This window comes from Streptomyces sp. NPDC104313, assembly GCF_055583985.1.
In genome coordinates this window covers 756,904-770,325 of the sequence record NZ_JBVJMW010000001.1, presented here as the reverse complement: position 1 = coordinate 770,325, position 13,422 = coordinate 756,904, and the positions used below count along the sequence as shown (strand labels likewise).

The following is a 13,422-nucleotide window of genomic DNA, read 5'->3' as shown; positions in this document are numbered from 1 at the left end:
AACCGCCCGCATGCCTCAGCCGAACGAACCCGGTACGACCGGGAACAACGAAGAGAACACCCCCGGCGACAAGCTGCCGCCGCGCCGCAGGCGCCGCGCCGCTTCCCGCCCGGCGGGCCCGCCCGGCGGAGCCGTGGCCCCCGCCGAGGACGTCACGCCGGCCATACCGGCCGATGGGTCCGCCGCCCCGGCCGCGGACGACACGCCCGGGGATACGGTCGCCGAGACCGCCCCGCCCGCCCGTACGCGCCGTCGCGCCGTGCGTAAGGCCACCGCGCCCGCCGGAGCCCCGGAGCCGGTGGAGAACACCGACCCCGCCCCGGTCGCCGAGGCCCCCGCACCGGCCGCCGCCGACGAGGAGCCCGCCGCACCCGCGCCGCGCGCCCGCCGCCGCGCGGTCCGCAAGGCGACCGCCCCGGCCGGTGCGCCGGAGGCCGCCGAGGCCCCCGCCGCGGTCGTCGAGACCCCGGCCGCGTCCGCCGAGGAGCCCGAGGAAGAGGCCGAGGCCGTCGTCGAGGTGGTCGAGGAGCCCCCGGCGCCCCGCCGCCGTCGCGCCTCCCGCAAGGCCACCGCCCCCGCGGGCGCCCCGGAGACCGCCGTCGTGGTCGAGACGGCTGCCGCCGCCGAGCCCGCCACCGTGGTCGAGGTCGCCGAGCCGGCGTCCGTCGAGGCCCCTCGCGGCCGTGCCCGCCGCCGTGCTTCGGCCCCGGCCGGTACGCCGGGCGCCACCGCGCCCGTCGCCGGGACGGTGACCGAGCCGACGCCCGCCGCCGAGGCCCCCGTCGCCGAGACGGAGGCCGTGGAGGAGACCCCGGCCCCGCGCACCCGTCGCCGCGCGTCCCGCAAGGCGTCCGCGCCCGCCGGTACGCCGCAGCCGGCCGCCGCCGAGCCCGTCGAGACCCCCGCCGAGGCCGTCGAGAGCCTGCCGGCCGCCGTCGCCGAGGAGCTCGCCGCCGAGGTGGAGGAGGTCGAGGAGGCCGCCCCGCGCGGACGCCAGCGCCGCCGGGCCACCGCCGCCGCCGGTCGCCCCGAGTTCACCGCCAAGACCGACGAGCCGACCCGTAGGGGACGGCGTGCGACGCGCCCCGCCGTAGCCGTCTTCCAGGCCCCGGTCTTCGCCGAGCCGATGTTCCAGACCCCCGAGACCGCGGCTGCCGCCGCCGCGGCGGGTCCCCCCTCGGCGCCCGACGAGACCGATGAGGCCGAGGAGCAGCAGAGCGCCGAGGTCGAGCAGAGCGCTCCGCCCGCCGAGGCCGCGCCGCAGGGCGGCTCGCGTCGCCGTCGCCGCCGCCGCGGCGAGTCCGACGGGACCGAGCAGGCCGCCGAGCCCGCCGCTCCCGTGGAGGCGCCCGCCGGGCAGCCGGCCGATGAGGCCCCCGAGGCCGAGACCGAGTCGGACGAGCACGAGGGCGAGGACGCCGACGAGTACGGCGACCGCCCCTCACGCCGTCGCCGTCGTGGCGGCCGTCGTCGCCGTCGTGGCGAGGCCAACGACATGGACGACGAGCAGCACGCCGACGACGCGCCCGCGCCGTCCCGTGCCGAGGAGTCGCGCTCCGAGGACGAGCAGGACCGGGGCCGGAACCAGGCCTCGGACGCCGCCGCCGTCGACGACGAGGACGACGAGGACGACGACTCCTCGGCCTCCGGGTCGAGCAGCAGCCGCCGTCGCCGCCGTCGCCGTCGCCGCAGCGGTGACGCCGCCGCAGAGGCCGGCCACGGCACCACCGACGACCCGGAGCGTACGGTCGTCAAGGTCCGCGAGCCCCGCAAGAAGGAGGAGCGCGAGCCGGGCACCGGTTTCGACGAGGTCCAGTCCATCAAGGGCTCGACCCGTATGGAGGCCAAGAAGCAGCGTCGCCGTGAGGGCCGCGAGCAGGGCCGCCGCCGGGTCCCGATCATCACCGAGGCGGAGTTCCTCGCCCGCCGCGAGGCCGTCGAGCGGGTGATGGTCGTCCGCCAGAGCGGCGAGCGCACCCAGATCGGCGTCCTCGAGGACAACGTGCTCGTCGAGCACTACGTCAACAAGGAGCAGGCCACCAGCTACGTCGGCAACGTCTACCTGGGCAAGGTCCAGAACGTACTGCCGTCCATGGAGGCAGCCTTCGTCGACATCGGCAAGGGCCGCAACGCCGTCCTGTACGCCGGTGAGGTCAACTTCGAGGCGCTCGGCATGGCCCACGGGCCGCGCCGCATCGAGACCGCGCTCAAGTCCGGCCAGTCGGTCCTGGTCCAGGTGACCAAGGACCCGATCGGCCACAAGGGCGCGCGGCTGACGAGCCAGGTCTCGCTGCCCGGCCGCTACCTGGTCTACGTGCCCGAGGGCTCGATGACCGGGATCAGCCGCAAGCTGCCCGACACCGAGCGCTCCCGCCTCAAGACCATCCTCAAGAAGATCGTCCCCGAGGACGCGGGCGTCATCGTGCGCACCGCGGCCGAGGGCGCGAGCGAGGACGAGCTGCGCCGTGACGTCGAGCGGCTCCAGGGGCAGTGGGAGGACATCCAGAAGAAGGCGAAGGGCACCAGCGGCTCCAACGCGCCGACGCTGCTCTACGGCGAGCCGGACATGACCGTCCGGGTCGTCCGCGACATCTTCAACGAGGACTTCTCCAAGGTCATCGTCAGCGGCGACGAGGCGTGGGAGACCATCCACGGCTATGTCTCGCACGTCGCGCCCGACCTGACGGAGCGGCTGTCGCGTTGGACCTCCGAGGTCGACGTCTTCGCGACGTACCGCATCGACGAGCAGCTGATGAAGGCGCTGGACCGCAAGGTCTACCTGCCCAGCGGCGGTTCGCTGGTGATCGACAAGACCGAGGCGATGATCGTCGTCGACGTCAACACCGGCAAGTTCACCGGCCAGGGCGGCAACCTGGAGGAGACCGTCACCAGGAACAACCTGGAGGCGGCCGAGGAGATCGTGCGCCAGCTGCGGCTGCGCGACCTCGGCGGCATCGTCGTCGTCGACTTCATCGACATGGTGCTGGAGTCCAACCGGGATCTGGTGCTGCGGCGGCTCCTGGAGTGTCTGGGCCGCGACCGGACCAAGCACCAGGTCGCCGAGGTCACCTCGCTGGGCCTGGTCCAGATGACCCGCAAGCGGGTGGGCCAGGGTCTGCTGGAGTCCTTCTCCGAGACCTGTGTCCACTGCAACGGGCGCGGCGTCATCGTCCACATGGAGCAGCCGACGTCGATCGGCGGCGGTGGCGGCGGAAAGAAGTCCAAGAAGCGCGGCCGCGGTGGCGCGGGCCAGGACCACGAGCACGGTCAGGACCACGAGCACAGCCACGACGAGCACGCGGCCGAGCCCGCCGAGACCGAGGCGGAGCTGGCCGCGGAGGTCGCCGCCCCGGTGGCCGTGGAGCCCGAGGCCGCAGCCGACGAGGAGTTCTACAGCAGCCCCGCCGAGGCCGAGGCGGCCGCCACGCGCGGCCGTGGCCGCCGCCGGGCCTCCCGCAAGGCGTCGGCCCCGGCCGGCGCCCCGAGGGCCGAGGCACCCGCCCCGGCCGTCGAGGCTCCCGTTGCCGAGGCCCGGCCCGAGCCGGTCCTCGACGCTCCCGCCGAGGCCCCGGTCGCGAACACCCCCGTCACGGAGGCCGCCGAGGCTCCGGTCGAGGCGGCGCCCCAGGGGCGCCCGCGCCGTCGGGCCACCCGTAAGGCGACCGCTCCGGCGGGTTCGCCGAAGCAGGCCGAGCCCGCGGAGCCGGTCCGGCCGGCCGAGCCCAGTACGGACCCGGTCGCGGTCGAGGACCCGGTCGTCGAGGCGTCCGCCGTCGGGGCGCAGGCCCCCGAGGCCCCGGAGGAGAAGGCCCCCGAGGCCGAGACCCCCGTGGCGGCCCCGCCGCGCGCCCGGCGCCGGGTGACCCGCAAGGTCACCGCACCGGCGGGCTCGCCCACCGGGTCGGACGACGCGGAGGTCGTCGTGGTCGCTTCGGCGCCCGAGGCGAAGGCCCCGGAATCCGATGGCCAGGGCGCCGAGGGAGCGGCGGAATCCGGAATGGCGGAATCCGAATCCGATTCCGCGGAACCGGCGCCTGCGAAGAAGACGGCCCGCAAGGCCGCGGCCAAGAAGGCACCGGCGAAGAAGGCAGCCGCTAAGAAGACCGTCGCGAAGAAGACCGCCGCCAAGAAGACGACGGCCAAGACGGCCGCTAAGAAGACGACGAAGAAGACCGTCGCCGCTGAGCAGTCGTCGCCGTCCGTAACGGCTTCGGTGCCTTCTGTGGAGGGCGAGTCGTCGGCCGGCTGATGAATCCGTAACCGGTTGTTCATCTTCAGGTGTCCCGCTCCGAGCGCATGGGGGCGGGACACCTGCTTTGTTTCAGAATTGATGCAGGTGGCGGTTAACGAGCCCGAAATGGGCCGAGAAATCCCTGATAATGTGACGGCGGTTGCCACGCGTGTGAGCGTTCTTCACGGAAACTACGGTTGGTGACAAGGCCCGGCGAAGATACCGACCGGGCCGGATTCCTCGGCAGGGCGTCGGCATCGCGCCGGTGGGGTTACGCGCGACCTCGGTAAGACGTCCCGCACCTCGGAGCTCTGCCTGGTAACGAGCTCTTGCGGTGTTCAAGGAGGACGTTCATGACGAGCATCAACGAGCAGCCGATTCCTGCTGCCCGCCCGGTCATCGGGGAAGACGAGATCGAGGCCGCGGTACGTGTGCTTCGCAGCGGTCGCGTCGTGCAGGGCCCGGAGGTCGCGGCCTTCGAGGAGGGCTTCTCCCGCCTGGTCGACGACCGGCACTGCGTCGCCGTCAACTCGGGGACCTCGGCCCTTCACCTGCTGCTGCTGGCCCTGGGCATCGGCCCCGGCGACGAGGTGATCGTCCCCTCCTTCTCCTTCGCCGCCTCCGCGAACGCGGTCCGCCTCGTCGGCGCCGACGTGGTGTTCGCCGACATCGAGCCGGGCAGCTTCGGCCTCGACCCGGTGGCGGTCGAGGCCGCGATCACGCCGCGCACCGCCGCGATCATGCCGGTGCACCTCTACGGCCACCCGGCGGCGATGGACAAGCTCATGCCCATCGCCGACAAGCACAAGCTCGCCGTCGTCGAGGACGCCTGCCAGGCCCACGCCGCGGCGCTGAACGGCACCCCCGTCGGCGCGTTCGGCGCGGGCGGCACCTTCAGCTTCTACCCGACCAAGAACATGCACTCCCTCGAGGGCGGCATGGTCACCACGGCCGACGCCGAGCTGGCCCGCACCCTGCGCCTGCTGCGCAACCAGGGCATGGAACAGCGGTACGCCAACGAGATCGTCGGCGCCAACATGCGGATGACCGACGTGTCCGCCGCCGTCGGCCGCGTACAGCTCGGCAAGGTCGAGGGCTGGACCGAGCAGCGCCGCGCCAACGCCGCGTACCTCGACGCCCACATCACCGCCCCGGCCGTCACCACGCCGCCGGTGGCCGAGGGCGCCCGGCATGTCTACCACCAGTACACCGTGCGGATCAGCGGCGACCGGGACGCCGCGATGGCGAAGCTCACCGAGGCGGGCATCGGCAACGCGGTCTACTACCCGACGCCGATCCACCGGCTCAAGCCCTACTGGGAGCCGGACCAGAAGGCCGGCCGCACCTGGGACCTGCCGGAGACCGAGAGGGCCGCCGCCGAGGTCGTCTCGCTGCCCGTCCACCCCTCGCTCACCGAGGGAGACCTGGCCCGGATCGTCGCCGCCGTGAACTCCCTGGGGGAGAACCTGTGAGCGCCGTGCTGAGGGCCGGACTCATCGGCCTCGGCTCCATGGGCCGCCACCACGCCCGCGTCCTCGCGAGCCTGGAGGGCGTCGAGCTGGTCGGCGTCGTCGACCCGATGGGCGACAAGAACGGCTGGGCCCAGGGCGCCCCCGTCCTGTCCACCGTCGAGGAGCTGATCGCCCTCGGCATCGACTACGCCGTCGTGGCCTGCCCGACCGCGCTGCACGAGGAGGTCGGCCTCCAGCTCGCCGACGCCGGAGTCAGTGCCCTGATCGAGAAGCCGCTCGCCGACACCGTCGAGGGCGCCCGCCGCCTCGTCGACGCGTTCGATTCACGCGGCCTGGTGGCCGGCGTCGGCCACATCGAACGCTGCAACCCGGCCCTGCTCTCGCTCCGCGCCCGCCTGGAGGCCGGCGAGCTGGGCGACGTCTACCAGGTCGTCACCCGCCGCCAGGGTCCCTTCCCGCACCGGATCGCCGACGTCGGCGTGGTCAAGGACCTGGCCACCCACGACATCGACCTGACGGGCTGGGTCACCGGACAGACCTACACCTCGATCGCCGCCCACACCGTCTCCAAGTCCGGCCGCCCGCACGAGGACATGGTCTCCGCCGTCGGCCAGCTGTCCGACGGCACGATGGTCAACCACCTGGTCAACTGGCTGAGCCCGCTCAAGGAACGATTCACCTCGGTCACCGGCGAGCGCGGCTGTTTCATCGCCGACACCCTCACCGCCGACCTCACCTTCCACTCCAACGCCGCGGTCACCACCGAATGGGAGGCGCTGCGCGCCTTCCGCGGGGTGTCCGAGGGCGACATGATCCGCTACGCCATCCCCAAGCGCGAGCCGCTGCTCGTCGAGCACGAGCTGTTCCGCGACGCCGTGCGGGGCGAGCCCGCCGACATCTGCACCCTGCGCCAGGGGCTCCGTACGGTCGAGGTGGCCGCCTCCGTGCTGGAATCCGCCACCGGCGGCACCACGGTGCTGATCCCGGCGGACCGGGAGCAGAAGCAGGAGCCCAGAAGGTGACCGCACCCGATGTCACGGTGGTCGTGGCCGTCTACAACACGATGCCGTACCTCACCGAGTGCCTGGATTCGCTGGTGGGCCAGAGCATCGGTCACGAGCGGCTCCAGGTCGTGGCGGTCGACGACGGATCGACCGACGACAGCGGCAGGGAACTCGACCGCTTCGCGCAGCGGTACCCGGACGTCTTCACCGTCGTCCACCAGCCCAACTCGGGCGGCCCGGCCGCTCCGAGCAACCGCGCCCTCGACCTGGCGACCGGTCGCTTCGTGTACTTCATCGGCTCGGACGACCACTTGGGCGAAGAGGCGCTGGAGCGGATGGTCGCCTGTGCGGATGCCAACGAGTCCGACGTGGTCGTCGGCAAGATGGTCGGCACGAACGGGCGTTACGTCCACCAGAAGCTGTACACGGGCAACCGCGACGTCACCCTCGACGGCTCCGAGCTGCCCTACACCCTGGCCAACACCAAACTCTTCCGCCGGGAACTGGTCGAGAAGCACGGGCTCCGCTTCCCCGAGGACATGCCGGTCGGCAGCGACCAGCCGTTCACCATCGAGGCGTGCGTCCGGGCCCGGAAGATCTCCGTGATCTCCGACTACACCTGCTACTACGCGGTCAAGCGCGGCGACGCGAGCAACATCACCTACCGGGCGAACCACCTGGCCCGGCTCCGCTGCGTCCAGCGGATCATGGAGCACACGGCCGCCCTGATCCCCGCCGGCCCTCGGCGTGACGCCGTGTTCAAGCGGCACTTCGACTGGGAGCTGACCAAACTCCTGCAGAAGGACTTGCCCGCGCTCGACGCCGACACCCGCCGCCAGGTGTGCGAAGGGGTCGGCGCCCTGGTGGACGCCTACTTCACCGACGGCCTGCGCGACGGTACCGGGGTCAAGCGCCGGGTGCGCTTCGGCCTCGCCCGGAGCGGCGCCGTGGACGAGCTCACCCGCGCGATCGCGGAGGAGACCGGGCACGGAGCGCCACCCTTCCTGCTGGAGGGCGACCGGGCCTTCGCCTTCTACCCCGGATTCCGTGACGCGGCCGTCGGCCTCGACGACCGCTACTACGAGGTGCTCGGCGAGTCGGTGGCGGGGCGGCTCTCCGCCGGTACCCGACTGGAGTCGGCCGAGTGGGAACAGGAGGGCAGCGAGCTGTCCAGCGTCCTGCGGCTGCGCGTCGGCGTCACCGGCGACACCTCCTCGGCCGTCGTCGCCCTCGCCCAGGGCGCCATGCCGCAGAGCGCGGACAAGCCCGGCGCGCGGAGGCTGCCCGCGGACGCCCCGCGCCCCGAGCGCGGCGGAACGCTCGCCGCCGAGGCGACCGAGGACGGCGGCACCCTGCTGACCGCCCGCATCCCGCTGGCGGCCACACAGTCCAAGAGGGGCGCCCGCCTCTACGTGGAGGTGGCGGGCTCGACGTACGAGATTCCGGTCCGCACCGAGGGGCAGCCGATGCCGCTGGCACGCCGGTGGGGGAGCACCGACCCCCACCGCGTGGCGGCGAACACCAACACCAAGGGGCGGCTCGTGATCACGACGGCCCCTCTGCGGGAACCGAAGTCCGGCGTGGGCGCACGGCTGCGCCGCACGCTGTCCAGGTCGAAGAGGAAGTAACCCGATGAATATCTGTGTAGTCGCGCTCGGCAAGATCGGACTTCCGCTCGCCGTGCAGTTCGCGGCCAAGGGCCACAAGGTCATCGGCGCGGACGTCAACGAGAAGGTCGTCGAACTCGTCAACGCGGCCACCGAGCCGTTCCCCGGTGAGCACGACCTCGACCTGGGGCTCAAGGAGACCGTCGGCGCCGGCCTGCTCTCCGCCACGACGGACACCACGGCAGCGGTCGCCGCGTCCGACGCCGTCGTGGTCGTCGTCCCGCTCTTCGTGGACGCCGAGGGCACCCCCGACTTCGGCTGGATGGACTCCGCCACCAAGGCCATCGCCGCGGGCCTGAAGCCCGGCACCCTGGTCAGCTACGAGACCACGCTGCCGGTCGGTACCACCCGTACCCGCTGGGCGCCGATGCTGGCCGAGGGCTCGGGCCTGACCCCCGGCGAGGACTTCCACCTGGTCTTCTCCCCGGAGCGGGTGCTCACCGGCCGGGTCTTCGCCGACCTGCGCCGCTACCCCAAGCTCGTCGGCGGCATCGACGAGGCGTCCGCCGCGGCCGGCGTCGCCTTCTACGAGTCCGTCCTCGACTTCGACGAGCGCGAGGACCTGTCCCGCCCCAACGGTGTCTGGGACCTCGGCACGGCGGAGGCCTCCGAGCTGGCGAAGCTCGCCGAGACCACCTACCGGGACGTCAACATCGGGCTGGCCAACCAGTTCGCCCGGTTCGCCGGCCAGAACGGCATCGACGTCAAGAAGGTCATCGAGGCCTGCAACAGCCAGCCCTACAGCCACATCCACCAGCCCGGCATCGCCGTCGGCGGCCACTGCATCCCGATCTACCCACGGATGTACCTGTGGAACGACCCGGAGGCGACCGTCGTGCGCTCGGCCCGCGAGGCCAACGCCGCGATGCCCGCGTACGCCGTCGACCTGCTGGCCGCCGCTTACGGCGACCTGGAGGGCGTCGGGGTCCTGGTGCTGGGCGCGGCCTACCGGGGCGGCGTCAAGGAGACCGCGTTCTCCGGTGTCTTCGGCGTCGTCGAGGCCCTTAAGGCGCGGGGCGCGGTGCCGTTCGTCTCGGACCCGATGTACACCCCCGAGGAGCTGACCGCACTCGGCCTCGTCCCGCACGACGCCCACCAGGCCGTCACCGCCGCGATCCTCCAGGCCGACCACGCCGAGTACCGCGAGCTGTCCGCCGCCGACCTCCCGGACGTCCGCGTCCTGGTCGACGGCCGCCGCACCACGGACCCGGCCAACTGGGCGGGCGTGCGCCGCGTCGTTATCGGCGGCTAGAACCTCGTCCGAACGCAGAAGGGTGGCCCATTCCGCAAGGAATGGGCCACCCTTCTGCGTTCGGACGTACCGGTCAAGACCCGTCGATGACCGGAAGGTGCTCGAACAAGGCGCGGGACAAGTTGGTCGTGACGTTCAGATGAGGGTGAGCCTTGGCTATCCGCCACCCGATCAGCGTCGAGTTCGTGTCGCAGACGAACACGTGGTCCGTCAGGTCGAGCTCCAGCTGCGGTAGGGCGTCACGTTGGGCGATCTTGGCGAAGACGCGGGGGCGTACCGTCCTGTAGCTCGGCTGGAACACCTTCTTGTGGAAACCGTCGGCCAGTTTGCCGTGTGCGCGCTTGGCCGCCTTGACGGCGAGTTCCGGTGTGAGCTTGTCCTGGTGCTTCTTGGCCATGCGGTCGGCTCGTTTGAGAACGGCACGCGGCACCCGGTAGACGACGTACTGTTCTCCGCGAGGGATCACCAGTCGGCGTTCAGCCGGTTCCATGTCCACAATGCGTACGCGATGGTCGAGTTCGGCACGGGACAAGAGGCCCTTGCGCGCGGTCACCAGGTCGATGTGAATTCCCCTGGCGGCCATAAAGTTGGCGAATTCGGCAATGGCCTGCGCCCGGGCAGGCGTGAATGCGAGCAGGACCACCCGGCCGGGGACCGCGTCCGTCGCGACGGCGCTCGGGCCGACCTTCGCCGGCAGGGACGCCGCTGTGGACGCCGCTGTAGGTTCGGTGCTCGGGCTCGGCTCCTCGCCGGGGGGCTCGACGGCCGAAGCCCGCCCCTCGTAGAGATCCACGAGCTGACGGCCGATAACCTCACTGCTGTACTTCCCGACCAGCGCCGTGCGTGCTTTCGCGAGGTCGAGCGAGAAGTAGCGTTTCCGCAGACCCCAGTAGGCGGTGACGATGGTTTGTGGATCCTCGTCCACATCCATCAACGCGCCCGCGAGATCTTCGATGCCTTCCAGGGAGTCCTCGGGCCCGTTGCTGCGTGTCACCAGAACGGGCAGACCCGCCGCGTTGGCTTCGACGACGGTCATGCCGAAGGTCTCGAAGTGGCTGGGGTGGACCAGGAGGTCGTACTGGTGCATCAGCCCATTGACCTCCTCGGGCGGCACCGGTGCCAGGATACGGAACCGGTCACCCAGCCCGAGTTCGCGGCCCCGGGCGATGAGGTCTTCCTGCAGAATGCCGGTGCCGACCATGGTCAGCGTGGCGTCCGGCTCGGTCTCGGCGACCTCCGCGAAGGCTTCGAGCAGGGTGCTCACGCCCTTGGTGGGTATCAGCCGGCCGAGGTAGAGCCACTTGAGCAGCTTCTCCGAGGGCTTGGCCTCGGGGGTGAAGTGCTCGAAGTTGATGACATTCGGCACGATGCGGATCTTGCCGGCGTGGTGCGGGAACTCCTGCTCGATCTGGTCGCGCAGATAGGTGCTGACGCACAGGAATTCGTCGGCCCGGCGCAGCACCTGGTCGTACAGCTTGCGGGCGGCCGGCTGCTTGAAGACCTTGGCCAGGAAGCTGGAGTGCTCGGTCACCACGATGCGCGCGTCGGGCCGGGCCAGGCGCATGGCCAGCACCCCGCCGTAGATCCCGGTGTGAGCGTGGATGACGGGGGCCTCGATCCGGCCGGTCGGCAGCGAACGGCGGAGCGCCGAGGTCTGCGACCCCACCCAGTTCGCGTAGCGGCGGCGCGTGGTCAAGGGCACGGGGACCCGAGTGAGGGCGCCCTCCGGCGTGTCGAGTACCGGAACCAGGTTGTGGCGGTCCCTGAGCCTGCCCGACGTGATCTTGATGGCGTCCTCGAGGGCCGGGTCGGCCCTGCCCGCCCAGTCCTCCGTGTGCAGGATCGAGATGCGCTCGTAGTCGCTCGCCACGGCTTTGACCGCCGCCTGGACGAATGCCCCGGCGAAGGGGTTGTTCGGCGAGGGATACCAGGGAGTGATGACCGCCAGGTCGGCCGGTTCGGTGGGTCGACCGGTCTCCTCGTACGGCTCGAGGCGGAAGTCGAGGTCCGGACGTTGGCGCAGGGCGGCCCATGCTGCCGGGAGCGCCTGTGCGTCACCTGCGACGAGCAGATCGGCTTGGTGCAGGGGCCCCTTCCGGGAAGTGATGATGCCGCGCGCGGCGCGCCAGGCGGATCCCTTCCTGTTCGGCGCGACCCGGATCACCCGGATGCGGGGATTCTCGGGCAGATCGTTCCATTCCTCGCGGTCGGCGATGACCAGAACGACGTCGCGCCCCTGGGCCGCCAGGCTCTCGACATGTGCACGCGTGCCGCGTACGCGGGATTCACCGAGCGCCAGATAAAGGACGTGTGTGCTCGCGCTCATCGGGTTCCCTCCACCAGCTGACGCATGCGTTCTTCCCACGGTCCGAGCGTGGCCGCGCGGGTGTACGAGTGGGCGTGCTTCACGGCGAGTCCGTACTGGGAGTGGTCCACCGCGCGCGCGGCCTTGGCTGCCTCGATGAACGACTGGGCGACGTCCGCCGCAGTGAGTTCCTCCCCGCGGAACCAGAGGGGGTAACCCTTCAGTACCTCGGAGGCCGCGATGTCGGTCTGATGTACCGAGACGATCGGTTTACCGGACGCCATGTACTCGAAGATTTTGCCGGAGGTGACGTAACGCGCACCGGGAACGCAGAACACCAGTGCGTCGGTCTGGGCGTAGAGCTCTTTTACGTCGGTCTTCTCGAAGGCTCCGTGGTAGCGCACACCGAGGTCCTCGTCCAATGGAATCCGCTCCAGCAGGGGAGTCGCATCACCGGGGAAGAATCCGAGGTGGCCATGAATGTTGAGCTCGGCGTCCTGCAACAACGGATGGCTGCGGGCGAGGCGCCAGCCGTCGAACAGCTCTTCGAGTGGCAGGTAGGACGTTACGGTCCCCAAGTAGCCGAAGCGTAGGGGGCGGTTCTCGATCGGCGGGACATAGTCGCCCACTCCGAGAAGTTCGGGCTCCCAGCCGTTCGGAACCACGGTCATGCGATCGGCCGCGAACGGATAGCGATCAGCATGCCACTGCCGCATTCCATTGTTCACATAGATGATCTCGGAGGCATCGCGGAGAACCTTGGCTTCCCACTCGAACGCCTTGCTGCCCTCCGCGAACTTCAGCGTCTCGGTGAACTGGTTGAAGGTCCAGGAATCCCGGTAGTCCACCGCGTAGGGCACCTTGAGCAAGCGCCCCAACGCCTGCGCGGCCACAAACGAAGCGAAAGGGTTTCCGGTGGCTATGATGAGGTCGAACTTCTTCTTGAAGTGTGCCTTCACCGCGCTGGAGATAACTCCAGGAATCCACGTTGCGTAGTGCTCCGGGAGTACCTTGCTCTGGAAGAGTTTATAGAGACTCGCGGACACAGTCGGAAAGTTTCGGCGGAGTTTGCCGAATTGACGGATGTCTTTTTCCCAGCCGTAATAGGACATGGGGGTTCGCGTCACCTGGACGCGAGGATCGACTGTATCTTCGAGTGAGGGATCGCAGGCGTTCCCGAGATAGGTCTCAAAGAATTCTCGCGGAGCCGTGTAGACGGATACGTCCCACCCGGCCTGGGCAAAGTGATTTGCTGTCGCCCTGGCCCGGAAAACGCCACTCGCGCGGCTGGGCGGGAAGAAATACGCAAGGTAGAGAACGCGCAGCGGGCGTTCGCGTTGACCAGGCGGCATGGCGATGTGGGACCTTTCCTGAAGATGCGGTGAGGGTGAGCCTACCCGAGCCGGGGCCTATATCGCGCTGAGCCATGGGCCGTGAGAGGTTTGCCAGCCGCGTGTTTTTCGATTGTTACGCCAAGGTCGAGGACCTTGT

Annotated in this window: 7 protein-coding genes; 5 read left to right on the top strand and 2 right to left on the bottom strand. The window is 70.6% G+C overall.

All coding sequences use genetic code 11. The features are described from left to right. Positions 1-10: 10 nt before the first annotated feature. The 5 genes from ACZ60Q_RS03435 to ACZ60Q_RS03415 all read left to right on the top strand — a co-directional run bounded on the left by ACZ60Q_RS03435 (position 11) and on the right by ACZ60Q_RS03415 (position 9,626). Entirely contained in the window at positions 11-4,249 is a 4,239-nt protein-coding gene (locus tag ACZ60Q_RS03435; RefSeq protein ID WP_469627649.1) for an Rne/Rng family ribonuclease, read from the top strand. 335 nt (positions 4,250-4,584) lie between these two features. Beyond that, positions 4,585-5,703, top strand: coding sequence for a DegT/DnrJ/EryC1/StrS family aminotransferase (locus ACZ60Q_RS03430; protein WP_469627646.1), 1,119 nt, complete (start codon positions 4,585-4,587; stop codon positions 5,701-5,703). Beyond that, positions 5,700-6,725, top strand: a complete 1,026-nt coding sequence (locus ACZ60Q_RS03425; RefSeq protein WP_469627644.1) for a Gfo/Idh/MocA family protein — start codon at positions 5,700-5,702, stop codon at positions 6,723-6,725. Before ACZ60Q_RS03430 ends, ACZ60Q_RS03425 begins: the two co-directional genes overlap by 4 nt. Continuing rightward, on the top strand, positions 6,722-8,335 hold the full coding sequence (locus ACZ60Q_RS03420; protein WP_469627641.1) for a glycosyltransferase family 2 protein: 1,614 nt from the start codon (positions 6,722-6,724) through the stop codon (positions 8,333-8,335). Before ACZ60Q_RS03425 ends, ACZ60Q_RS03420 begins: the two co-directional genes overlap by 4 nt. A 4-nt stretch (positions 8,336-8,339) precedes the next feature. After that, positions 8,340-9,626: a nucleotide sugar dehydrogenase gene (locus tag ACZ60Q_RS03415; protein ID WP_469627638.1), complete on the top strand. Its 1,287-nt coding sequence runs from the start codon at positions 8,340-8,342 to the stop codon at positions 9,624-9,626. Between the two features lie 73 nt (positions 9,627-9,699). Here the strand turns inward: ACZ60Q_RS03415 and ACZ60Q_RS03410 are convergent, their stop codons facing one another. Beyond that, positions 9,700-11,952 (bottom strand): glycosyltransferase family 4 protein, encoded by a 2,253-nt coding sequence (locus ACZ60Q_RS03410; RefSeq protein WP_469627635.1) that lies wholly within the window; start codon positions 11,950-11,952, stop codon positions 9,700-9,702. Beyond that, the gene (locus tag ACZ60Q_RS03405) at positions 11,949-13,283 is read right to left on the bottom strand and encodes a glycosyltransferase (protein WP_469627632.1); all 1,335 of its coding nucleotides are present in this window, start codon (positions 13,281-13,283) and stop codon (positions 11,949-11,951) included. Before ACZ60Q_RS03405 ends, ACZ60Q_RS03410 begins: the two co-directional genes overlap by 4 nt. Between the last annotated feature and the right edge of the window lie 139 nt (positions 13,284-13,422).

Bases quoted from the DNA above. Each gene is read 5' to 3' on its own strand.
- ACZ60Q_RS03435 (WP_469627649.1), top strand. From the start codon at position 11: ATGCCTCAGCCGAACGAACCCGGTACGACCGGGAACAACGAAGAGAAC.
- ACZ60Q_RS03430 (WP_469627646.1), top strand. From the start codon at position 4,585: ATGACGAGCATCAACGAGCAGCCGATTCCTGCTGCCCGCCCGGTCATC.
- ACZ60Q_RS03415 (WP_469627638.1), top strand. From the start codon at position 8,340: ATGAATATCTGTGTAGTCGCGCTCGGCAAGATCGGACTTCCGCTCGCC.
- ACZ60Q_RS03410 (WP_469627635.1), bottom strand. From the start codon at position 11,952: ATGAGCGCGAGCACACACGTCCTTTATCTGGCGCTCGGTGAATCCCGC.
- ACZ60Q_RS03405 (WP_469627632.1), bottom strand. From the start codon at position 13,283: ATGCCGCCTGGTCAACGCGAACGCCCGCTGCGCGTTCTCTACCTTGCG.